Genomic DNA, 21,828 nt, shown 5'->3' on the forward strand with positions numbered 1-21,828 from the left:
ATGGTGGGGCCTTTTTTCTATTTTTCGGCAAAAAGCGGGGAATGGTGGAGTTGCAGACTTTTGACGATCCCGCGGGCCTTGTCCAGATCGATATAGCCGAGGGCGAGGCATGTTCCCAGAAAGTCCATGTTCAAATTTTCCATTTTATCGAGAGCTTTTTCATTTTGTTCCACGGTGAGGAGCCCTTTTGTCACCATGTGGTCGCTGATGCGCCGTGTGTCGTCGCGTTGGGCATTTTCTTCCTCGGGAACGTCCAGGCGCGGCTTCATGTCGTGCGCCATCAGGGTCAGGGCGTTCTGCATATCCGCGATTTGTTTTTTGAGTTCCTTGTTGCGCCTTCTGTTGAACAGATATTTTTCCTCGACGGCCTGTTTTTCCTTGTCGAGCCGCTTGATGTGCGCGTCCAGATTCGACTGCATGCCGCGTATGACGGCAATAAGCAGTATGACGGAAAGGGTGCAGAGCGCGAGGGAGAGCCACATAATTATCCCCTGCAGGCCTCGACCTCATTTTTGAGGTCGTCCAATTGCTGGGAGAGAATGTCGTTTTCCTGGTCGAGAACTTCGATTTTTTCCCCGAGGCGTTTTTTCAGCGTTTCAACGATTCTGGTTTTTTTTTGAAGTCTGTCGCTATAGTTTTGGTGTTGCAGCACCAAAACGGCAACTTCGACGAAAAAAACGAGTGCCAGAAGCATGTATGTGGTGTTGTCCATATCGTTTAACGTGGTCGTGGATTAGTGTGAGAATAATTCTTACATGAAGATTGGCTCAGGACCATGATTTGTTATGCACAGCAGCGATTTTTTTTTCTCGGGGCAATCTTTTTACAAACAGTTCTGCTCGCAATGCCTCGGATTTGTCGCCTACCAAAGTGCTGGCAGTCAGGGATGCCGGAAGTCTGGCGCGTGTGTATTTCGATGCCTTGCCTGCGTTGTGCTGTGCGAGTCTGCGTTGGACATCGGTCGTGATGCCGCAATAATAGGACTTGTCTGAACAGGTCAGCAAATATATGAACCATTGAGCCATGCGTGGGTTTACTCTTTGGCTTATCGTTCGTCAAAAGCCTTCTTGCCATTCGTAGGTCGGCGATTTATTGCTCTCGCCGAACAGCAAGGAAAACAGGATATATGTCACGAATTACCATACAATCTCTTGAGAAGTCATACGGTGGAGAGGCTCTTTTCTCCAATCTTTCTTTTGAAGTGGGGCCGGGCATGCGTCTGGCTGTTGCCGGTCCCAACGGCTGCGGAAAAAGTACACTGCTGAAAATCGTGGCAGGACGAAGCGAAACGGATGCCGGGACCGTGAATATCGAGCGGGGTGCGCGTATCGGTTATGTGGCGCAGGAGTTTGCCGAGCATGATCTGGACAGCAATCTGCTTACCTGGGTGCTGGCCGCGTTGCCGTCATGGAATGAATTCTGGGAAAAGTGGGAAAAGGCCGTTGCTGCCAAGGATCAGGAGGCCATTGAGCGCCTTTCGCACCGTCAGGCCGAGTTCGAGGTGAAATACGGATACAATCCGGACCACAAGGCCAGGGCCATCCTCGGCGGGCTTGGCTTTTCGGAAACGGATCTCTTCAAGCGAATACGAGAGCTTTCCGGTGGTTGGCGCGAACGCGCCAAGCTCGGGCGTGTGCTGTTGCAGGGAGCCGACATCCTGTTGCTGGACGAACCTACCAACCATCTGGATCTTGAAGCCGTGGAGTGGCTTGAGCAGTATTTGCTTTCCTTTGCCGGGACGCTCCTTTTTGTGGCCCACGACAGGGTCTTTCTGAATCGTGTCGGATCCCATGTGTTGTTTCTTGGGGGAGAGCGTGCCCAGCTGCGCAAGGGATCGTTCGATGATTTTTTGGAATGGGAAGCCGAAACTTCCCGCCAGCGGGAGCGGGAGGCTCAAAAATTATCGGCCCGCATTGAACATGAGCAGAGCTATATCCGCCGCTTTCGTGTCAAGGCACGCAAGGCCGCGCAGGCCCAGAGCAAGATCAAGAAGGTTGAAAAGCTGGAGTCCGAGCTTGCCCGTCTCAGGGATTCCGGCATGGGCGGTCATTCCGGCCGTTCGTTGAGCTTCCAGCTGCCCAAACCGTCCCGGGGGGACAAGGTGGCCGTTGCCGCCGTTGATCTTGAGTTTTCGTATGAAAATGGACCGAGCGTCTGGCCTGCATTGAATTTTCAGGTGTATCGGGGGCGCAAGATTGCCTTGGCCGCTCCCAATGGTGCGGGCAAGTCGACGTTGCTCAAGATTCTGACGGGCGAACTTGAACCCTCCAAAGGGTTTTCCAAGATCGGTTCCAATACGAAGATGGCATATTTCAGCCAGCATCAGACCGAGATATTGCGGCCGGAGAATTCCGTGTTGTCTGAACTGCGGCGGCTGTGCGATCCCAAGCTCACCGAAGAGCAGCTCATGAGCGTGCTCGGACTTTTCCTTTTGGGAGAGTCCTATTTCGAACGCAAGGTTTCTGCTTTATCCGGCGGCGAAAAGAGTCGCTTGCTTTTGGCCAGTCTTTTTCTTTCCGGCGCAAATCTGTTGGTGCTGGACGAACCCACCAACCATTTGGATATCGAGTCCCGGGAAGGGTTGATTCAGGCTCTGCGGCATTTTGAAGGCACGCTTTTCTTTGTGGCCCATGACAGGTACCTGCTGACCAGTGTGGCCGAAGAGGTCTGGGAATTGACCGGCGAGGGGCTGCAGCACCATCTTGGCGGTTTTGAAGCTTACGATGCGTCCCGTCGGGAAGCCCTCGCTGAATCCGAACCGGAGCGGGAAGCCCCGGAAAAGCGGCGGATGAGTAAGGAGGAAAAGAGGCGGCAGGCGGAATTGCGCAACCGCATGTATCGAAAGCTCAAGCCGCTGAAAAAGGAATATGCCAAGATGGAAAGCGAGCTGGAGGAGGTCTTGAGCGAGCAGTCTCAGCTGGAATCCGAAATGAACGATCCGCAGACCTATGAACAGCCGGAAAAAGCTCTGAAGCTCAATGCCCGATACCGGGAGGTGGAGGATTGGGCCGAGCATCTTATGGAACGTATGGCCGAAATCGAACAGGAAATGGAAGCAATTTCCGGGGAGGGCGGTCTTGATGAAGAGTGACGTCATGGAGGTCGTGGCCGGAATCCTTTGGGACGGTGACCGTTATCTGGCCGTTGAACGGCCCCAAGGTACGCGCATGGCCGGACGGTGGGAGTTCCCCGGCGGCAAGATCGATGCCGGGGAAACCCGGGAGCAGGCGCTTGTACGTGAATTGCGCGAGGAGTTGGGCATCGAATGTTTGCACACCGAATTTTGGCGTGAAGTACGTCATGATTATGCCGAATTTCCCGTGCGGCTGCACTTTTTCCATGTACATGAATTTGAAGGCCCGGTGCGGCCCATGGAAGGGCAGCGCATGGTTTGGGTCTTGCCCTGCGAAGGTACCGATTTGAATTTTCTTGAAGCGGATATTGAGATTGTCGAAGCCCTCAAAAGCCGGTAGCACATGCCTTTTGGGCCAAATTGACAAAATCGTGCGTTGAAGGTTTGCGCGTTTCCCGCTATTATTTTCGACCTCGTCGCAAATTCATGCGAATCGCGTATTTTGATTCAAGGAGTGCACATTGCGTATTGTCGATCTCATTAAGCAGGAGTCTCCGTTCCTGTCGCTTGAGTTTTTTCCCCCGAAAAACGAGGAGGCTTGGCCTTCTTTTTTTGGAGTGGTTGAAAAACTCAAGGAACTCAATCCATTGTTTGCGTCCGTGACCTATGGCGCAGGTGGAGGGACGCAGAGCAATTCTTTGGAGATAGCTCGTCGGCTGAAACAGGATTACGACCTGGAGCCGTTGGCTCATTTGACCAGTGTCGGCGCTACCAGTTCAGGGCTGACGGAATTTGTTTCCAAACTCGAGGAGGCCGGGATAGAGAATATTCTGGCTTTGCGAGGCGATGCTCCCAAAGATGTTGAAAATTTTGATTTTTCGGCTCAGGAATTTCAATATGCCACGGATCTTGTCACGTTTTTGCGAAGCAAGTTCAAGAAGATGTGCGTCGGTGTGGCCTGTTATCCCGAGGCTCATCCGGAATCCCCTTCCGTGAGCTTTGACCTCGCCATGTCCAAGCTCAAATGCGAAATGGGCGGCGAGTTCATGGTCACCCAACTCTTTTTCGACAACCGTATTTATTTCGATTTTGTGGACCGCATGAAGTCCATGGGAGTCAATGTTCCGGTCATTCCCGGGGTGCTGCCCATCATGAGTATCAAATCCGCCAAGTTCATCCTGTCCTTGTGTGGGGCGAGCATTCCCGGTTCATTCCTCAGCGCACTGGAAAAGGCGCACGACGAGGGCGGTGACGACAAGGTCTATGAAGTGGGTATGGCGTATGCCATCCGGCAGGCGCAGGACCTGCTTGATAAGGGTGCGCCAGGGGTGCATCTGTATACGTTGAATCGCGCCAAGGCCTGTCTTGAAATTGGCAACAGCCTCAAATTTTAAATATTTCAGAGGAATACGATGAGCAAAATGTATCGAGTAGCCGTGTGCGGCGCCACCGGAGCAGTCGGCCGTGAAATGTTGAAGGTGTTGGAGCAGAGGGATTTTCCCTGTTCGGAAGTGATTCCCATGGCCTCTGCCCGTTCGGCCGGTTCCAAGGTCGAGTTCCGTGGCGAGGAGTTGACCGTCGTTGAAATGAAGGATGATTCCTTTGCCGGGATTGATATAGCTCTTTTCTCGGCGGGCGGATCGCCTTCCAAGCATTTTGCACCGCTTGCGGCAAAAGCCGGTTGCGTTGTGGTGGACAACTCCAGCGCGTGGCGCATGGACCCCGAATCCCCGCTGGTGGTTCCCGAGGTAAACCCGCACGATCTGGACTGGCACAAGGGCATAATCGCCAACCCGAACTGCTCCACCATCCAGATGGTTGTGGCCTTGCAGCCCATTCATGAAAAGGCCCGCATCAAAAGGGTGATCGTGTCCACATATCAGGCTGTATCCGGCACAGGGCACAAGGCCATTGCCGAGTTGGAAAATCAGGTGGCCCGACTCATGAACGGACAACCTGTGGTGGCAGACGTGTACCCGCACCAGATTGCTTTCAACTGTCTGCCGCATATCGATGTTTTTCTGGAGAACGGCTACACCAAGGAAGAAATGAAGATGGTCAATGAGACCGTCAAGATCATGGGAGATGAAACCATCAAGGTCAGCGCGACCTGTGTTCGTGTCCCGGTTTTTTACGGTCACAGCGAATCCGTGAACATCGAAACCGAGGAAAAGCTTTCCGTGGAAGAATGCCGAACCATTCTTGCAGCGGCTCCCGGCGTGACCGTCGTGGATTACCCGGAAAAACTGGCGTATCCCATGGCCATAGACGCGGCCGGTGAAGACGATACTTTCGTGGGCAGGATTCGCGAGGATGAAACCTGCGAAAATGCCCTGAACATGTGGATCGTGTCTGACAACATCCGCAAGGGCGCGGCGCTCAATACGGTTCAGATTGCCGAGAATCTGATCGAGAGAGACCTTGTTCGGGTCCCGTAACAGGAACAAAGGGGATTGATGTGAAAGAGGTTGTGGATTTCGAGTCCTACCTCAAGGACATGCTGGCCGCCTATCGACCAGGGATGTCCGAGGTGCAGGCCTTCTATGAACACCGCGTGGGCAAGATCTGCAGAGATCCCAAATTGATGCTCATGCCGTGGGACGACCATCTCGTGCATCGCGGGGATGGGGTTTTCGAAACCATGAAGTTCGTGGACAGGAAGCTGTATCAGCTCGATGCCCATGTGGACCGCATGAAGCGGTCGGCCAAGGCCATTCATCTCAAGGCCCCATGCTCATGGGAGGATCTTGGTGAAATCATACTGGATGTGGCTCGGGCCGGGGATGCAGACAGCGGCCTTGTCCGTGTTCTTCTCGGGCGCGGCCCGGGCGGTTTCGGCATTGCTCCCGACGAGTCCCCGCTTTCCAGCTTGTATGTGGTTTCATACAACATGCACCCCAGACCGGAATCCCTGTATGAAAAGGGCGGAACCGCCTTCAAGACGTCCATTCCGGCCAAACAGCCGTATCTGGCAACCATCAAGTCTATTGATTATTTGCCCAACGTGCTCATGAAGCGCGAGGCTTCGGAAAAAGGATACGATTTTCCCTTCTGTTTCGACAGCCATGGCCTTTTGGCCGAAGGTGCCACGGAGAATGTGTGCATTGTGACGCAGGATGGCAAATTGGTAATCCCCGAGTTCAACAACGTGCTGGCGGGCACCACGCTGATGCGCGTTGTTGATTTGATGAAAAATGAGATTCCCATTGTTTTCCGTGGCATTCGTGAAGACGAGATTCTTGAGGCCCGGGAAGTGATCATCGTGGGAACGTCCGGTGACGCCATCCCTGTGGTTCGTTTCAAGGACAAGCCGATTCATAATGTGAAGCCCGGTCCGGTTCAGCAGAAGATGCGGGAGCTTTTACAGAAAGATCTGGCAGAAAACGGAATACCGCTCTGACATAAAGCATACGGCCGCTCCTTGGGGGCGGCCGTTTCTATATGGCTTCGGTTGTGGAGCCTTCGTCCTGAAAGTCTTGGAACGCCTGTTCCTGTAACCTGTTTCCTCCCATCTTCTGCACGCAATGATCGTGCATCATCTGCGTTACCTCCAGCGATGTGGGAATGCGCATGAATGCCCACGGAGAGGCCCATTGATCGCCTCGCAAATATGCCATGGCCCAGCGAACCGTGTGCATGTGGAAGAATGCATGATTGTTGATCACCAGCAGGGCCTTGCCCCTGCCGTCTTCTGCTCGCTGCCGGAAGCCGGGTGTGTTGACCTCACCGGATACGAGGCATTCCTGAATATGGGCAAAGCTGAACTCGAGCAGTGTTGCCTGAATCCATAGATCCCATTCATGGTAAATGGCATTGCTGCGGAAATGGGCGGCTTCCCATACCCGTTTTCGTACAAGTACCGCAGGACCAAGGATGTTGCTTCGACGCAGCATGTCGGCGTTGAAATCCGGAAGTGATGCATAGCCGGAGGTGGAACGGATTTCAGGGGGGGGCATACGCAAGTGGTCCGGATAAATGATGTCCGGCGGGTTTGTGTCCGTTATGAGTTGCTCCATTGACCGCATGTAGTCCGGGGAGAGACGGTTGTCCTGGGTCAGGCAGGTGAAGCAGGAGCCTCTGGCCTTGAGCAGACATTGGTTCTTAGCTTCGGCTGTGCACGTCCCATTTTCAATAAGACATGTATAAATGGTGTTGTCACCGTTGATCGTGTTCCATTGTTGCAATTCGGCGATGACTTTGGAATCGGACGTACCGATAATGATTTCATAATCAAGCCCGTGCGGATGCTGATTCCGAATGGTTTGCAGCAGTCGCGGCAGGGTCGGCATTTGTTCGTCGACATAAATGATTATGGAAAGCAACTCATTGTACACGGCACATTCCTGTTTCGTCCGATAAAGGATATTTTTATGCTTTGTCGTATCGATAATATCGGTTGGTTTAGGGTAAACTTTAGGGGCTGCCCTGAAGAAAATGAAAGAGATTTGTTCAAGAACCTGCTGTCGCTTGCACCGGGCCGAGGCTTAACGTATGATTGTTAAGTCCTTATCCAAATCGCCGGAGCCGGGCTGGCCGGTTCTTGTCAATCCATGGAGTTCTTGTGGCAATATTCAGGTGTGTCGGTTGCGGGCTGGAGAAGAAGGTTTCTGATATTCATGTGGACAAGCGCGTCAAGTGCCCCAAGTGTTCGCATGTAGTTCGTGTTTTTCCCGACTCGGATACTACACAAAATGAACTCTCAATGGACGATGTCAATGATGCGGTCTCGGTCACAGAGGGCGAAAAGTCGGATATACTTTGCCCGGCCTGCGGAACGGTTCATTCCGGGAACGGTAACCATGAGCGTTGCCGTAAATGTGATCGTCCTTTTTCCTCTGCCGTCGTTGACGAACCAACCGAGGATGACGTCGCTCTTGACGATTTGGCAGAAGTGAACCCACCACCCCGGATATGGGAAGGAACAACGATGGAGGAGGGAGGCGCTTCCGTCGGAGAGGGAGCTTCGGTTGACACAGATCCTGCAACGCAACACTCCATGTTGCTTGCCGGAGGCATCTTTCAGAATGTGTACGCCGGGTGCGTGACTGGACTGACCGGCTTTTTCTTTGCTGTTGTTTATGGAGTTTTTGCTTCTTCCCAGGTCGATTTGCCCGGATTCATGCCGTATCTTGTCAGTACTGCACTTCTGGCAACGGCTGTCGTCGGCTTTGTCGTTGCCTCAAGGAGTCGAATCCCCTTTGCCGCGGGCGGTCCAGATGCCATTTTGGCTGCATTGCTGTTTTTGTTTCTTGGTTCGATATATCGATCCATGGACGGTGTTCAGCCAGTGGATGTGATTTTTCCCACACTTGCGGCCGCAGTTGCTGTTGCCGGTTTTGTTACCGGGGTCGGCCTCTGGCTCATGAGCCTCTTCAAAGCGGGGCGCTGGATGCGCTATATTCCAACTCAGGTTCTCGGTGGCGTGTACGGCGCCATGGGAGCAATGGTCTTGCTCGGGGCTTGGAGCGTGATTTCGGTGGGAACCAATCCTGAAAGCAATCAGTTCGTCTTTGTCAATTCCCTGATGCGTTTTGTTGCCCAAGGGAGTTGTGACTCGCATTGGATACCAAGTGCGGCGTTTGCTTTGGTTTTGTTCGGATTTTTGTATCGGACTCGCAATACGCTTGTCCTGCTGGCCTTGTTGATGGTCGGTGTCGGTATAGGGCATGCGGCCGATTTTTTGAATATTCCGCATGTTGGCACCATGTTGGGGGCGGGGCTTTCGCCCTCGCTTGGAGGATTGGACCATCTTGTTGCCATGCTTGATCCGCAGGTAATTGAACGCATCGATTGGCAGGCCATTTCCCGGCAGAATCTGTATCTTGGAGCCATGGTGGTGCTGACCTTGCTGCGCATGATGGCCAGAAGCACTCGAATTGAAGCCGAGTGTGATATTCGGGCGGACCTGGATAACGAATATGGTGTTGTCGGTGGCGGCGGGATGCTGGCCGGCCTTGTTGGCGGAATGCCGGCTTCCATTTCTTATGGGCGGACATTGGGCAATTTCGCATTGGGAGCACGCGGCAGGCTCTCCGGGGCCGTGGCTGCCGTTGTGGCGGCCGCACTGTTCTTTTATTCGGGGCAGGCTATGTCCATGGTTCCGCGTTTCGTGGTCGAAGGGTTGCTCATCTATGTGGGGATAGGCCTGATAAAAAGCTGGCTTTTTGATACCGCAACGGCGTTTACCCGTCGGGACGACAGGCGGTTGGCCCTTTTCGTTTTCGTGTCTTCATTGGTGTTTGGCATGCTGGTCGGTGTTGGTGTAGGCGTTGCTTCGGCCATGATGTTGACCGTGAGCCGCAACAGCCGTAACGCGGCCGTCAAAAACGAGTTGTCTGGTGCCTATTACAGGAGCAATGTTGACCGTGCCCCGGCACAGTTGCGGATTCTCAAGGAGTATGGGGATCATATTCACATCTTGCGGCTACAGGGCTTTGTTTTCCTGGGAACGATTTACGACCTTATTGATCGCATACGGGCCCGAATGGATTCTTCGGAACACTTGCCCATGGAGTATATCGTTATCGACTTTTCCCTTGTTTCCGGTTTTGCTTCTGCCACTGATCTGGGATTCTCCATGCTTCGTGATTTTGGCCTTGAGCATGAGGTGAACATTATTTTTACCAATGCGCCCTTGGAACTGGCCGACCATCTGGAACGGTCGGGGTACGTGCTCAATGACGTCGAAGGTTCCTTCAAGTTGTTCATGAATCTGGATTATGCGCTTGAATGGTGTGAAACCCAGATTCTTGACGGGGAAAACCATGCCGACATGCATCAGCTGTCATTGCATGAGCTTCTTGCCCCGGTTTTTCCCGAGCCCCGCTATATTCCATTGTTCATGAAGATGCTCACCAAAGTCCATGCAAATAAGGGCGAGGTGGTTATCGAGCAGGGGGACTATTCAGATACCATGTATTTTGTGGAATCGGGCACGCTGAACGTTGTCATTGAATCGGAGGACCACAAGCCCGAACGCATCAAGAAGGTCGGCCCGGGGGCAGTTTTTGGGGAAATGGGTTTTTATACGAATGCGCCGCGATCCGCCACGGTTCAGGCGGCCGAGCGATGCGTGTTGTATCTTCTGGACAGGAAAAAACTGGCTCTTCTGGAAAAGAAGGCACCGGTGCTGGCGACAGCCTTCAACCGCTATCTGGTCAATGTTTTGTCTGAGCGTCTGGTGACCGCAAACAAAAAGGCACAGGAACTCAGGTAGATTCCAGTTCAGTAATGTATTCCTGTAATGCCTGCCGCCAATGCCGTGGGGTCTGTCCGGTAATCTCACAGAATGAAGTTAAATCCAACACCGAGTAGGGGGGGCGCACTGCCTTTGTGGGGTATTCGCTGGTGCTGATCGGTTGTACCGTGCACTTCAGTCCAGCAAGAGAAACAGCCTCGCTGGCCAGGTCGAACCAGGTGGCAATGCCGGAGTTGGCTACGTGTACGATGCCGAAGTGGTCGCGTTTGACAAGTTCAAGAGTGCTGGCGGCTACGTCCGGTGTGTATGAGGGGGAGCCTGTTTGATCGCTGACCACGTTCAGCCTGTCTTTGTCTTTTGCCAATTCCAGTATCTTTTGCACGAAATTCATTTTGCCGGGGCCGAAGAGCCAGGATATCCTGACGATCAGTGTCTTGTCATATCCGAACTCGAGAAGGCTTTTTTCACCGCCTGCCTTGCTGATTCCGTATACGGATTTTGCATTGGGCCGGTCTTCTTCGTGGTAGGGGGTATTCTTTCTTCCGTTGAACACAAAATCCGTACTGAAATGCACAAAGGGTATGTTCCGGGACGCTACAAGCCGTGCGGTGAGTACGGGGGCCGTTGCATTGAGGGCAAAAGCCTTTTCTTCTTCTTCCTCTGCCAGATCAACCTGCGTGTATGCTGCGGCGTTGAAAACGATATCCGGTTGTTCGTGATCCAGGATGGTGTTCATGGTGTTCTGGTCGAGCATATCGGCGTCTTGGCTGGATAGCGGCTGAACGGATGCTCCTTCATTTTGAAGCGCGTTCGTCAGGGCTTGGCCGAGCAGCCCTGTTTTACCGCCAAGGACAACGGCTTTGGCTCCTTTCAGGTTCATGCCTTGCGCTCCTTGTACCAGTCGTTCATGAACGTACGGTATGAACCGTTCTGCACGGCTTGAAGCCATGGGCCGTTGTTTTCATACCATTCGATTGTTTTGGCCATGCCGTCCGCAAAACTGACCGACGGGGTGAAGCCCAGTTCCCGCTGAGCCAGCGAGTAGTCCATGGCGTAGCGTCTGTCGTGGCCGGGACGGTCTGTGACATACGAAATCAGGGACTCGGGCTTGTTGAGTATCTGTAGAATGGTTTTGACAACATTGATGTTGGTTTCCTCGGCATTGCCGCCGAAGTTGTAGGCCTGTCCCTCGCGTCCCTTGAGCAGGGTCAGTTCCACGCCTGTGCAGTGGTCGTCCACGTATATCCAGTCGCGCACGTTGAGGCCGTCCCCGTATACGGGCAACGGCTTGTCGGCTTTTGCGTTCAGGAATATGAGTGGAATGAGTTTTTCCGGGAACTGGTACGGACCGTAATTGTTGGAGCAGCGCGTGATGAGGATGGGCAGTCCGTATGTTTCAAAGTATGCCCGCGCCATGAGATCCGCCCCGGCCTTGCTGGCGGAATATGGGCTGTTGGGAGCAAGCGGGGTGGTTTCCGAAAATTTTCCTTCGGAGCCAAGAGAGCCGTAGACCTCGTCCGTGGAAACGTGCACGAAACGTTCGATGCCGTGAATTCGTGCACATTCCATGAGGTTTTGGGCGCCTTGCACGTTGGTGGTCACGAATGGCGAAGGGTCGTTGATGGACCTGTCCACATGGGATTCGGCGGCAAAGTTTACCACGGCCTTGATGTCGTGCTCCTCAAGGACCGACTGAACCAGCTGTCGGTCGCAGATGTCGCCTTCGACGAAATGGTATTTGTCGTCTTCCTGTTCAAGACGGGCAAGGTTGTTTCGGTTGCCCGCGTAGGTGAGTTTGTCCAGGTTGACCAGAGTCCAATCCGGGTGCCGTTGGCGCATGAGCCGGACAAAGTTGGTGCCGATGAATCCGCAGCCGCCGGTTATCAGAAGTCGCATTGAATTTCCTTGGCCTGTCGTGCGCAGGCAGCGTCTGTGTTGTCGATATCTGGCAATATAGCCGTGTGAGGGGTTCCCGGCAAGGCGAGAATGTCTAGAAACCGTCAGTTTGCCGCAATCCTTCGTAGAGCATGATACCGGTGGCCGTGGACAGGTTGAGACTGCGGACCTGTCCCTTGATGGGCAGGTTGATGACATCGGGATACTGGTCCGTCATGGTTGCGGGCAGTCCCGTTGTTTCGGGGCCCATGACAATGCAGTCGTCCTGCCGAAAGGAAAAATCGCAGTAACGGGTCCCGGTGCGGGCGCTGGTCAGCACGATGCGGCCATATTCGTGCCGTGCAAAGTCCTGCCAGTCGGAATGTACGGTTACGTTTACATGCGGCCAATAATCAAGGCCGGCGCGCTTGAGGTGCTTGTCGTCAATGGTGAAACCCAGCGGCTCTATAAGATGCAGCGGAGTTTTCGTTGCCGCGCAAAGCCGGGCGATATTGCCCGTATTGGGCGGTATTTCAGGATGATAGAGTACAATTCGCATGATGATTGCTCCAAAAGGGCAAGCTATAGCCTTGCCGGGCCTACACGTCCAGCTTGATTACGGCCTCGCCGTTGGTGAACCCCTTGAATTCGCGGAGCAGGCCGCGAATGGTGGAAGCCACCAGCCGTCCCATGAAGGTGTTCATGCCCAGTTGCCTGCCGTTGATTTCCACATGAACCGGGGAATCAAGGGCGACACAGTCTTCGGGATCGGCCTGTCCGGCAACGATTTCACGGGCCAGCTCGCCGCAATCCGGCCTGCCGCACGAGCCGCAGTCCAGCCCGGGGAGCATAAAGGCCTTTTTCTGGATCAGGTCGGCCAGTTCCCGTATTGATGATATTGTGGGTACGCCGGGAATTGAGGCCTTGCCAAAGACCGCGATGGCTAGTTTCGGGGAGAGCCAGTCAAGACCTTCGTCCGGGATCGTGTCCAGAACCAGAATGCGCGGCAGCCATTGCAGTTTCTTGCAGCCTTCCACAAGCAGCAGGTCCGCGTCGACGAGTGGCAGCAGCGAAGTCAAATCCCGCTTTTCGGGCCAGCGCACAAAGCTTTCGTCTGGCCCCATGCCGAGAACAGCGCATCCCGTTTGTGCATATTGTTCGGTATCCGTGTCCTGTCCATCGAATCCATGGTGGCTGGATTTGGCGACGGCCACGCTCAGGCCCTGCTGGCGCAGTTGATGTATCAGTTGCAGTCCCAGAGTTGTTTTTCCGGATTTTTTTGGTCCGACAATGGAGATGGCCCGCATGTTCATGCCTCGTTTGTAGGATTTGTGGTTTCAACAATTCTGCCGCGTTCCATGAAAATGACATGGGTGCTTACGGATTGCAGCCATTTGATGTCGTGGCTGACAATGACAAGGCTGGTGCCATGCCTGTTTTTCATTTCCGTTGCTGCGTTGCGGACGGTCTGCGCACTTTTCGCGTCGAGGTTGGCCGTGGGTTCGTCCAGCAGGAGGAGCATGGGGCGCAGGGCCAGCCGGGCAGCAAGGGCGACCCGTTGCGCTTCGCCCCCGGACAGTTCGTGCCACATGCGGCGCAGAAAATCATCTTCATCCAGGCCGACCATGCGCAGGGATTCGCGGATTCGCGCATCGGTCTGGTCTGCGTTTCTCACTTTCAGGCCGTAGCCGACATTGGCGCGTACGCTTCGTTTGAGCAGGTAGGGTTCCTGACCAAGCAGGCAGATTTTACGATGCACTGAATTTGGGGTGATTCCGTAGGGGACGCCCTCGAACAGCACATTTCCGCTGTCCGGCTTTTCCAGAAAGGCGAGCATGTTCAGCAGGGTGGATTTGCCGCAACCGTTGGGACCGGAAATCCCCAGAATATCTCCGGCTTCGATACTGAGATGTTTGATGTCGAGAACCGTGCGGGAACCGAACGAGTGCCGTATGTCGCGGATTTCGCAGAGGGGATGGGTGGTCATGCGGCCCTCCTGCGCAGTGTGGCGACGCCGAGATTGACGGCGAGCGCCACGGCCATGAGCACCAATCCGAGCGCAATCCCTACGGAAAATTCTCCCTTGCCCGTTTCCAGGGCGATCGCCGTGGTGATCGTGCGGGTGTGCCATTTGATATTGCCGCCGACCATCATGGAAATGCCCACTTCCGAGACAATGCGGCCATACGCGGCCATTGCCGCCAGCATCAGGCTGTGGCGTGCCTCCAATATCGTGGTGAAGAGCATTTGGCGTGGGGTGGCCCCAAGAGTGGTCAGTGTGGGCTTGAGCCGTTTGTCGAGCGTTTCAACGGCCGTAGCTGTCAGGGCCACGATGATGGGCAATCCAAGAATAGTCTGGCCCACGGCAACGCCGGGCAGGGTGAACAGCAGGCCGAAATCGCCCAAAGGGCCTTTGCGGGAGAGAAATGCATAGACCAGCAGGCCGATGACCACCGTGGGAAAGGAAAGCAGAGTGTCCACCAGTGTGCGGACGGCTTTTTTGCCCGCAAAGTCGTTGACCCCAAGTCCGAAACCGAGGGGAATGCCGATCAGCAGGCTGGCGGCCATGGACATGGTGGAGACCGCCAGCGTGGTGCCGATGGCGGAGTACGTTTCCGGGTCTCCGGTCCAGAGCAGTTGAAATGCCTGAAAAAAACCGTGCAGGAGAAAATCCATGTATGTTCCCGTAAGCGGACCGAACAATCCTGTCCGGCCCGCCTGTCATGTACGTGCTACGTTATTTGGCGGCGTTGGGGGTGAAGAGCACCTTGCCCAGCAGTTTGAACTGGCCGATGGCCTTCTGGGTGGCCGGAGAAGCCATCCAGTTGATGAACTTGGTGGCCAGCTCGTATTTGACTTTGGGGCACTTTTCGGGATTTACGGCCAGAGCGCTGTACTGGTTGAAAAGGGTTTTTTCGCCTTCCACCAGAATTTTTAGCGGAGCGTTGCCGTTGTGGTTGGCCTCATATTTGATGTAGGTGCCGCGGTCGGTCATGGTGTAGGCGTTTTTTTCCGCTGCGATGTTTATGGTGGAGATCATGCCCTGTCCGGTCTGGACATACCACTCCTGGGCATCGGGAACGGCCATTTCAGCTTCTTTCCAAAGTGAGATTTCCTTTTTATTGGTGCCGGAATTGTCGCCGCGGCTGGCAAACACGGACTTCGAGTCCGCAATGGCCTTCAGCGCCTGAGCAACGGTTTTCCCCGTGATCTTTGCCGGGTCTGCTGCCGGGCCGATGATGACGAAGTCGTTGTACATCAACTGGGTGCGGTCGATGAGCACGCCGGCGTCCACGTATTTCTGTTCGGCGGCCGGTGCATGAACCAGCACCGCGTCAACGTCGCAGTTTTCGGCCATTTTCAGAGCCTTGCCCGTGCCCACGGCCACGAATTTGATTTCGATTCCCGTATCCTTGGCGAATTGGGGAACGATGAGTTCATCAAGCAGGCCGGTGTTGGCGGTGCTGGTGGTGGTGGCCAGCATCATGGTTTCTGCGGCATGGGCAGGAACCGACAGCAGCAGCATCAGCGCGAAAGCGCACAGAAGTTTTTTCAAGACATCCTCCAGATTGTTTATGGTTGTTTTATTCCATGTCGTCGACATAGAATTCACTGCATTTGACGACATCCATGTTCAGAATGTCGCGGGCACGCTCAAGGGCGTATTGTTCGATATCCAAATAAAAATACAAAAATTTATCCATGATTTCGCGGCCCTGAGTCGTGAGGGTGAACCGCTGGCCTTCTCCTTTGCGTTTTTCGACTAAAGGAAAGCCCATGCGTTGCTCGATTTTCTTGAGTTTGCCCCATGCCCGTCTGTAGGACATGCCAAGCTCTTCGGAGGCACGTTTGAGGGACCCGAGTTTGTCCAGCTTTTGCAGCAGCAAGGTGCTGCCGATGCCGATATACAGGTTGTTTTCACGCTCAATCCAGACGCGCAAGCGGAGGGCTGCCTTGTCGTGCGGAACAGAGTTGCAGAGTGTTTTCTTCATGATACCCCCGTAGCGTCTTTGTCGTTCCTGTTGAAGTATTATGTCCGTTTCGACAGCTTTTCCGTGTACACGCGCACCAATGCCCGGCCATGGAGGAAAACCATAGGCGTTAGATAGTGACGATTTCCTGTGTCAATGTGTTGAGATCGACAATGAGCATGCGGCCCGAGAGCGGGCTTTTCCCCGTGCACAGCAACCGTATGCATTCATGGATCATGATCGAGCTGATGACGTTTACTGTCGTGACCGGGCACCCCAACCACTCCTCGGCGGCATTGTCCGTTCCCATGAAATGTGCGGGGCCGGATTGTCCCGGCATGACAACGGCAACGTATCCGGTCCATCCGGCGAGTGCGCCGCTGACCATGGGGATGTTGTTTCTCGCTGCGGCCTGTTCCAACGGCAGGCGCATCTCCAATCCGCCAAGGGCGTCAATAACGACATCCGCGTCGCGGAGAAAGTCATCCAGTGATTCATTCGTCAGTTGTTGTGCAAGAGCCTCGAACGCCACTGAAGGGTTGATGGCGGAAAGTCGTCGGCGCGCGGTCTCGGCTTTGGTCATGGACAGTGTGTCCATGGTGGCCAGAGCCTGACGGTTCAGGTTGCTTGGCTCGAAAGAATCATGGTCCGCCGCACGAATCCGTCCGACACCTGCACGGGCCAGCGTTTCCACGGCAATGCCGCCGAGACCGCCCAACCCGACAACAGCCACGCGGGAGTTGAGCAGTTGCGTCTGGCCGGTGGCATCCATGGCCTGAGCGTTGCGTTTGTAGCGCGAAGGCGTGATGCCGAGTTCCAGACTGCGGGCTTCGATCTGCCACCCCTGCAGGCCGGTTTGTCCGGCAATGTGCATAACAGATTCCGGCACGAGTTCACGAGAGTCGGAATTCGTGTCGTTTGATAATTTTTGGATCAGCCCGTCCAGTTGTGCGTGCGCGTCCATCAGCCGCCACCCACTGCCGGGAAAAGGCCGAGCCTGTCACCATCCTGCAGTTCAGTGTCCAGATAGGCGCGGGCGCTGTTGACGAAGATCAGGTTGATCTCGTCGGGATCGATGCCGATCCTTTGGGCGACTTCCGCAACGGTTTCTCCCTTATTGATAGGGAAATCATCTGAATTTTCAGGCAGGTGAGGGGCCAGCGTGGCAAAGCATTTCACGATGATTTTCATGGGGTGACAATAGCGCTTTTTGTGGATGATACGCAATCAAGTCGTATCGCATACGACTTCTGGATACAGGTTGTGGCATCGTCGGCATGTGCTGCCGCACAACAAGCGGGCCGCACTGCAGTATGCAGAACGGCCCGCAATGGTGTTGTTCGATTATTCTACCTTGGCGGCCTGCAGTTCTTCGACCGAGAAATCCCAGACCACATTGTGCGGCGGCAGTTTTTCGGTGGAGAAGAAGCGCGGGAGCTGGTCGTCGGTCTTGGTGAATCCGGCGCGTTTGTTGAAGTCCAGCTCGTCCTTGAGGCAGTTGACGCCAAGGGCCAGGAAGTCGTCCACGCTGAAGGGTTTTCCGGTTTGCGCGGTCACGAGATCAGCCATGATCTGTGCTCCGTTTTCCGCATCCAGAACAGCAAAGGCCACGAACAGGCACATGCCCAGGGCGTCGATGGAGGCCGTGGCGATTTGCAGGTTCTTGGAGGTCTCCACGTTGCCTTCCTTGCCAAGGCCGTCCACGTCGCCGCCGACCTTGAGCACGTTCTGGCACACGCCGTAGCCTGCGGTGTGGTCGCCGCCCATGGGGGTGGTGGCGTACGTTACGCCAACGCCCTTGACCGCGCGCGGGTCGTATGCAGGTAGGGATTGGCCTTTGCAGGTGGGCAGGCGGTCCACGCCAAATGCTCCGCCGCAGAAGTCCACGCCGTTGGCGATGATGCGGCCCAGATGGTCTTCGGATCCGCATTTTTGCAGCAGGTCGATGGCGGCTTGGCCATCCCCCCACGGAATGATTCCGCCTTCCATTGCAATGGCGACCGAGTTGCCGATTTCGATTGTATCCATGCCTTTTTCATCACAGATGCGGTCCATGGTGGCAATGGCGTCGATGTCCTTGATCATGGAGTTGGCGCCGAGTGCCCAGATGGTTTCGTATTCGAAACCCGAGGTCAGGTATTCACCGTTTTTGTCGTTGTACTGCTGGGAGCACTGGATGACGCAACCGGTATGACAGCCTTCCTTGACCTTGCCGCCGCGTGCTTCAATGAGTTCGGCGATTTTCTCGCCGGAAATGTCGGCTGCGTGGTCGCATTGACCGTAACGGAAGTTCTTGGTGGGCAGTGCCCCGGCTTCGTTGATCACGTTGACCAGAACGGCGGTGCCGAATCCGGGCAGGCCCTGGCTGGTGACAGGGTGGTTTTTGAGGATGCCCACCCATTCCTTGCGTGCGGTCTTGAACGCTTCGGCGTCGACCGGCTTGTACGGCTCGTTGGCTTCGGGATCAAGTACGATTGCCTTGACCTTTTTGGAGCCCAGCACCGCACCCATGCCGCCGCGACCTGCGGAGCGGGCCGGGCGTTTGTACGGGTCCGTGAACTGGATTGTTGCGGTCTTGCCGCATTTTTCGCCCACAGGGCCGACAAGGGCGGCAATGAGTTTGTCGCCGTATTCGTCCAGCAGCTTGTCGTGGGCAGGGTAGTTGTCCATGCCCACGATATTGGAAGCGTCCTTGAATTCCACCTTGTCGCCGGAAATGAAGACCGTGCAGAAGGGTGCATCGGCTTCGGGTTTGTCTTCAAAGACGATGGCCAGCAGGTTGAGTTTGGGCATTTTGTGGGCAAACAGACCGCCGGAATTGGATTCCTTGATGCCGCCGGTCAGCGGGGATTTTGCACCCACGGAGACTCTGCCGGAGTTGGCTGCGGTGGAGCCTGCCAGAATGCCGCCGGCAATGACGAGCTTGTTTTCCGCGCTCAGCGGATGGCAGTTTGCCGGAACTTCCGTGTTGATGAGCCGTGAAGTCAGGGCGCGTCCGCCGAGGTTGGCGTATTGCCCCATGTCTTCAAAAGAATATTCCCGGGTTCGGGTATTGATGCGCAAAATTCTCATGCCTACCTCACCTGTTGTGTTTGTTTGATATTTCGATAGATTACTCGTTCAAGTAATCACATACTATTAACTATACATCCTTGAAGAAAAAAATGTCAAAAAAAACAAACCATTGTGCTGTGTCAGGCATAATGCCTCAAGGTCAGGAAAGTGGTATGTCCTTGCGAGGAGGAAGGACATGTCTGAAATGATTCGAATCGAGTTGCCGTTACGTCCCGCTGTGGTTGCCCGGTGGTCTGCTTGTGCGCAAAAGGGGATGGCGATTCCCTGTCGTATCGGCGAAAGTCTCGCTGATATTCTTACCAAGCAGCTGGGGATGGACGCCCAGTATCTGGAGACCGTTGTGCGGACGGTGTTTCATAATTCCAGTCCGGTGGATTCTTTGGACACGATCATGGTTGCCGATGGAGACATGATCGCTTTGGCCGGTGCCATGCCGGGGCTGGTAGGCATTGCCATGGGGCGCAACAGCCCGGTGGGCGGATTTCGGAGCGATATCAGCAACCATTCAATGGATGTGGTTGATGCAGGCAAGGGCCGGATAACAATCAAGGCTTTCAACGTGGTGGTACCGGAATTGGTGCGCTTGGCATTGGGGCACGGCGTGTTTGTTGAAGCGGAATTGGCTCTGGAGCTGTTGCAGGATGCAGTGGGGAGTACGGACGATAAAGGACCGGGTGTGCTGGAAAGAATCGGGCAAATGCGTGGTGAGGTCTTGCTGGGCGTGGATTGGCAACAGACGTGAATCGAGTGTAGACGACGTTTTCGGACGTCGCATGGTGCGAATTTTTTCCAAAAAGAAACCCCGACCTCGGCCGGGTCGTGGCCGCCAAGGACATAACGGATTGGTCCGGCGGGCAGGGCATGTCCATGCGCTTCCCTGTCCCGTTGACAGCTTTAAGGGGTATGCTTATGAAAAACACCCCACCTCGCAGTGAAAAGCTTATAGGTATTGAGTGTTGCATATAGGAATGTCAGACCAAATCTTTTTGAAAAACGCGCAGAAACTCCCCATGAAGGTTGTTGTTACAAGCCTGTTGTTTGTTACAGCGCTTTTACCTGTTCCTTGGTTGGCAAACGGCATCAATTTGTCCGACTCCATAAACATTGCATGCCATACGCACCCCTTTGTCGTATCCTTTATGATCGCTGCGTATGCCATTTTCTTTTGGTCGGTCTTGGTCGTGTGTCGCAAACCAACAAAAAAGAATTTGTTGGGAATGTTTTTTTACGGATTGTTTCCAGCCAATTATCCCGGTTATCTGGTGGCAATGTTTCTGGCCATGCGCTTCTTTGGCAGCCGGTAAACCTCTTTCCCTTCCATTCCCATTCCCATAACCCCATCTCGCAGGAGGTGGCGGCATGATAGCACGCATCGAGCAGAATGCCGGCGGCTGCGGCTTCGATCTGGTGCGCGACCCGGAGTCCGTATTTCCCGCGAGTGCCATGGCGTGGGCGGCGATTTTTATGTGTATGCGCTTCCTGAAAAGATTGAAGGTTGGGAGGCAATCAGTTATGAAATATAGCTATGAAGATCATTTGTGCTCGAATATATTTGGCTTTACTGGCCGGAACCATGCTCTTTATTTTTTGGTGGACCAGAGTTGGTCCCGAGTCTGTGGCATGGTGGGGAATCCCCGTTGCCTTGGCCGGTTTAGCCTGTGCGTTTTGGAAACCTGTCCGCTGGCGGGTGACGCTTGCCAGCGTTCTGCCTCTGTTTTTCCTTTTTGTGTTTGTATATATCATGCTGCAACCTCCGGTGTTTCCGGGTGGCGGCGGCACCTCTCCCTTTTAGCCTCCCGCTTTCCCTCCCATTCCCATTTTCATAACCCCATCTCGCAGGAGGTGGCGGCATGATAGCACGCATCGAGCAGAATGCCGACGGCTGCGGTTTCGATCTGGTGCGCGATCCGGACACCGGGCGGATTCAACTGTCCGGCACCGAGCAGCAACGCCAGACCTCGCTGACCATCATGTCCGTTTTTTCCAACCGGCTGGCCGAGGGCGGCGACGAGCTGCCAGCGAGGCGCGGCTACTGGGGCGATTATCTGCTGCCGCGTATCGCGGGCAGTGAGGACAGGCTCGGTTCCAAACTCTGGACCCTCTCGCGCGAGGTCATCCGGCAGCAGGTGGGACGGACGAAAAGGACCGGATGTGATGAAATGCATCAGGCAAATGCGTGGGGAAATTTTGCCGGGCGTGGATTGGCAACAGACGTGAATCGAGTGTAGATGACGTTTTCGGACGTCGCATGGTGCGAAATTTTTCCAAAAAGAAACCCCGGCCAAGGCCGGGGTTTTGTGTGCTGGGTGGTGGGCGATACAAGATTTGAACTTGTGACTTCCACCGTGTGAAGATGGCGCTCTAACCAACTGAGCTAATCGCCCAACAGGAGGTGGTTTATATACGTTGGCGTGGTGGTTGGCAAGAGCTTTTTTAAGTTGTCGGTCATGTTTTTGTTTTTTCGGTTTTCATTCGGTTTGGCCCTTTTTGATCAAAGGGGGGCATGTCTGTGTTTCCATGCATGACCCTTTGATAATCCCGGATTCAATTTGTTTCAGTTTCAGTGGAGATGTGTAACAAAGACGATACATTAGCGCGTTATTTTGTAACACTGCATTGTTACTTCAACCTCACTA

Annotated in this window: 24 protein-coding genes and 1 tRNA gene; 10 read left to right on the forward strand and 15 right to left on the reverse strand. The window is 54.5% G+C overall.

From position 1 onward, the window contains the following. Positions 1-17: 17 nt before the first annotated feature. Both F8A88_RS05040 and F8A88_RS05050 read right to left on the reverse strand, forming a co-directional pair. Positions 18-482 (reverse strand): hypothetical protein, encoded by a 465-nt coding sequence (locus F8A88_RS05040; RefSeq protein WP_151149980.1) that lies wholly within the window; start codon positions 480-482, stop codon positions 18-20. A 285-nt stretch (positions 483-767) separates the two neighbouring features. After that, on the reverse strand, positions 768-1,025 hold the full coding sequence (locus F8A88_RS05050) for a GIY-YIG nuclease family protein (RefSeq protein WP_151149982.1): 258 nt from the start codon (positions 1,023-1,025) through the stop codon (positions 768-770). Between the two features lie 101 nt (positions 1,026-1,126). On the opposite strand from F8A88_RS05050, the gene F8A88_RS05055 reads away from it, so the two are divergent. The 5 genes from F8A88_RS05055 to F8A88_RS05075 all read left to right on the forward strand — a co-directional run bounded on the left by F8A88_RS05055 (position 1,127) and on the right by F8A88_RS05075 (position 6,473). Next, the gene (locus F8A88_RS05055; RefSeq protein ID WP_151149983.1) at positions 1,127-3,091 is read left to right on the forward strand and encodes an ABC-F family ATP-binding cassette domain-containing protein; all 1,965 of its coding nucleotides are present in this window, start codon (positions 1,127-1,129) and stop codon (positions 3,089-3,091) included. Next, entirely contained in the window at positions 3,081-3,473 is a 393-nt protein-coding gene (locus F8A88_RS05060) for a (deoxy)nucleoside triphosphate pyrophosphohydrolase (protein WP_151150271.1), read from the forward strand. Before F8A88_RS05055 ends, F8A88_RS05060 begins: the two co-directional genes overlap by 11 nt. A gap of 121 nt (positions 3,474-3,594) precedes the next feature. Then, complete coding sequence (gene metF / locus F8A88_RS05065; protein WP_151149984.1) at positions 3,595-4,467, forward strand: methylenetetrahydrofolate reductase [NAD(P)H]; 873 nt, start codon at positions 3,595-3,597, stop codon at positions 4,465-4,467. Positions 4,468-4,485: 18 nt separating this feature from the next. After that, a complete protein-coding gene (locus tag F8A88_RS05070) occupies positions 4,486-5,511 on the forward strand; it encodes an aspartate-semialdehyde dehydrogenase (protein WP_151149985.1) in 1,026 nt (341 codons plus the stop codon). A gap of 20 nt (positions 5,512-5,531) precedes the next feature. Beyond that, entirely contained in the window at positions 5,532-6,473 is a 942-nt protein-coding gene (locus F8A88_RS05075) for an aminotransferase class IV (RefSeq protein ID WP_151149986.1), read from the forward strand. Positions 6,474-6,510: 37 nt separating this feature from the next. Here the strand turns inward: F8A88_RS05075 and F8A88_RS05080 are convergent, their stop codons facing one another. Continuing rightward, a complete protein-coding gene (locus F8A88_RS05080) occupies positions 6,511-7,407 on the reverse strand; it encodes a glycosyltransferase family A protein (protein WP_151149987.1) in 897 nt (298 codons plus the stop codon). Positions 7,408-7,775: 368 nt separating this feature from the next. Between F8A88_RS05080 and F8A88_RS05085 the strand changes: the two genes are divergently transcribed. Further along, on the forward strand, positions 7,776-10,289 hold the full coding sequence (locus tag F8A88_RS05085) for a cyclic nucleotide-binding domain-containing protein (RefSeq protein ID WP_151149988.1): 2,514 nt from the start codon (positions 7,776-7,778) through the stop codon (positions 10,287-10,289). Here F8A88_RS05085 and rfbD read toward each other — a convergent pair. The 11 genes from rfbD to F8A88_RS05140 form a co-directional block, all read right to left on the reverse strand. Then, a complete protein-coding gene (gene rfbD / locus F8A88_RS05090) occupies positions 10,282-11,151 on the reverse strand; it encodes a dTDP-4-dehydrorhamnose reductase (protein WP_151149989.1) in 870 nt (289 codons plus the stop codon). The genes F8A88_RS05085 and rfbD overlap by 8 nt on opposite strands. Further along, positions 11,148-12,167: a dTDP-glucose 4,6-dehydratase gene (rfbB, locus tag F8A88_RS05095; RefSeq protein WP_151149990.1), complete on the reverse strand. Its 1,020-nt coding sequence runs from the start codon at positions 12,165-12,167 to the stop codon at positions 11,148-11,150. Before rfbB ends, rfbD begins: the two co-directional genes overlap by 4 nt. A gap of 94 nt (positions 12,168-12,261) precedes the next feature. Continuing rightward, positions 12,262-12,705, reverse strand: coding sequence for a tRNA (cytidine(34)-2'-O)-methyltransferase (locus F8A88_RS05100; RefSeq protein WP_151149991.1), 444 nt, complete (start codon positions 12,703-12,705; stop codon positions 12,262-12,264). A gap of 40 nt (positions 12,706-12,745) precedes the next feature. Continuing rightward, the gene (locus F8A88_RS05105) at positions 12,746-13,459 is read right to left on the reverse strand and encodes a molybdopterin-guanine dinucleotide biosynthesis protein MobB (protein ID WP_241667346.1); all 714 of its coding nucleotides are present in this window, start codon (positions 13,457-13,459) and stop codon (positions 12,746-12,748) included. Continuing rightward, positions 13,456-14,133: an ABC transporter ATP-binding protein gene (locus tag F8A88_RS05110; protein ID WP_151149992.1), complete on the reverse strand. Its 678-nt coding sequence runs from the start codon at positions 14,131-14,133 to the stop codon at positions 13,456-13,458. Before F8A88_RS05110 ends, F8A88_RS05105 begins: the two co-directional genes overlap by 4 nt. Then, on the reverse strand, positions 14,130-14,822 hold the full coding sequence (locus tag F8A88_RS05115) for an ABC transporter permease (RefSeq protein WP_151149993.1): 693 nt from the start codon (positions 14,820-14,822) through the stop codon (positions 14,130-14,132). The genes F8A88_RS05110 and F8A88_RS05115 overlap by 4 nt, the downstream gene beginning before the upstream one ends. Positions 14,823-14,883: 61 nt before the next feature. Then, positions 14,884-15,702: an ABC transporter substrate-binding protein gene (locus F8A88_RS05120; protein ID WP_421958075.1), complete on the reverse strand. Its 819-nt coding sequence runs from the start codon at positions 15,700-15,702 to the stop codon at positions 14,884-14,886. 28 nt (positions 15,703-15,730) lie between these two features. Further along, positions 15,731-16,138 (reverse strand): winged helix-turn-helix domain-containing protein, encoded by a 408-nt coding sequence (locus F8A88_RS05125; RefSeq protein WP_151149995.1) that lies wholly within the window; start codon positions 16,136-16,138, stop codon positions 15,731-15,733. Between the two features lie 109 nt (positions 16,139-16,247). After that, positions 16,248-17,081, reverse strand: coding sequence for a HesA/MoeB/ThiF family protein (locus tag F8A88_RS05130; protein ID WP_151149996.1), 834 nt, complete (start codon positions 17,079-17,081; stop codon positions 16,248-16,250). Further along, positions 17,081-17,308, reverse strand: coding sequence for a MoaD/ThiS family protein (locus F8A88_RS05135; protein WP_151149997.1), 228 nt, complete (start codon positions 17,306-17,308; stop codon positions 17,081-17,083). The genes F8A88_RS05130 and F8A88_RS05135 overlap by 1 nt, the downstream gene beginning before the upstream one ends. 153 nt (positions 17,309-17,461) lie before the next feature. After that, a complete protein-coding gene (locus F8A88_RS05140; protein WP_151149998.1) occupies positions 17,462-19,189 on the reverse strand; it encodes an aldehyde ferredoxin oxidoreductase family protein in 1,728 nt (575 codons plus the stop codon). A 178-nt stretch (positions 19,190-19,367) separates the two neighbouring features. Here F8A88_RS05140 and F8A88_RS05145 point away from each other — a divergent pair, with 178 nt between their 5' ends. From F8A88_RS05145 to F8A88_RS05160, 4 genes are all read left to right on the forward strand, one after another. Next, the gene (locus F8A88_RS05145; protein ID WP_151149999.1) at positions 19,368-19,934 is read left to right on the forward strand and encodes a hypothetical protein; all 567 of its coding nucleotides are present in this window, start codon (positions 19,368-19,370) and stop codon (positions 19,932-19,934) included. Positions 19,935-20,202: 268 nt separating this feature from the next. After that, positions 20,203-20,496, forward strand: a complete 294-nt coding sequence (locus F8A88_RS05150) for a hypothetical protein (RefSeq protein WP_151150000.1) — start codon at positions 20,203-20,205, stop codon at positions 20,494-20,496. A gap of 55 nt (positions 20,497-20,551) precedes the next feature. Beyond that, positions 20,552-21,046 (forward strand): hypothetical protein, encoded by a 495-nt coding sequence (locus F8A88_RS05155; RefSeq protein WP_151150001.1) that lies wholly within the window; start codon positions 20,552-20,554, stop codon positions 21,044-21,046. Continuing rightward, positions 21,043-21,420: a phage GP46 family protein gene (locus tag F8A88_RS05160; protein ID WP_151150002.1), complete on the forward strand. Its 378-nt coding sequence runs from the start codon at positions 21,043-21,045 to the stop codon at positions 21,418-21,420. Before F8A88_RS05155 ends, F8A88_RS05160 begins: the two co-directional genes overlap by 4 nt. 79 nt (positions 21,421-21,499) lie before the next feature. On the opposite strand, the gene F8A88_RS05165 is transcribed toward F8A88_RS05160, so the two are convergent. Beyond that, positions 21,500-21,576: transfer RNA gene (locus F8A88_RS05165), tRNA-Val, on the reverse strand. Between the last annotated feature and the right edge of the window lie 252 nt (positions 21,577-21,828).

The sequence above is a fragment of the Pseudodesulfovibrio senegalensis genome (assembly GCF_008830225.1).
Lineage (GTDB): Bacteria > Desulfobacterota > Desulfovibrionia > Desulfovibrionales > Desulfovibrionaceae > Pseudodesulfovibrio > Pseudodesulfovibrio senegalensis.